The following is a 503-nucleotide window of genomic DNA, read 5'->3' as shown; positions in this document are numbered from 1 at the left end:
GACGGCTATTTTTCTGCCGATCATCAGAAAATTGCCATTCGTCAGGGCATGAGCGAGGTGCAGACGGTTTCGGCCACGGTTCACGAGATTGCTCACAGCAAGCTCCACAATCAGAAAAAGATCCAGATTGCCAATGACGAGCAATATCAGGAGATCGAGCTGTTTGATAAACTTGGTCTGTTCTCCAACGGACGGATTGCTCGCGATAATCTGCCAGAGGGCGTTTATTGCTATGACCTGCGCGGTTCTGACTACGATCCTGGAGATCCGGTCTGTGTGGAAGAACGAGTGGTTGTAAACCATGCAGGCTCCGTTCTGATGACAGAGCCGTTGGAACTGACGGAAGATGGACGCTTGATGCTGACCGAGGAAAAAGGGCTGAATTTTACCGGTGGCTTTTCTACCCTCTCCCAGTTTTTGCAGAAACAGAGGAAAGATCGTCACACGGAAGAAGTGGAGGCTTTATACTCAGCATTCCAAAATGTTAATCATTTTAAAGAATG

Annotated in this window: 1 protein-coding gene; it reads left to right on the top strand. The window is 48.3% G+C overall.

The genetic code is table 11. The annotated features are described in order from the left end of the window. Positions 1-503: LPD28 domain-containing protein (locus DW826_RS18020; protein ID WP_347472440.1), on the top strand; the 503-nt coding region annotated here is incomplete at both ends.

The organism is Clostridium sp. AM34-11AC (assembly GCF_003435375.1).
Taxonomy (GTDB): domain Bacteria; phylum Bacillota; class Clostridia; order Lachnospirales; family Lachnospiraceae; genus Pilosibacter; species Pilosibacter fragilis.
The sequence above is the reverse complement of the archived record's forward strand: the minus strand, read 5'-3'. Positions and strand labels throughout refer to the sequence as shown.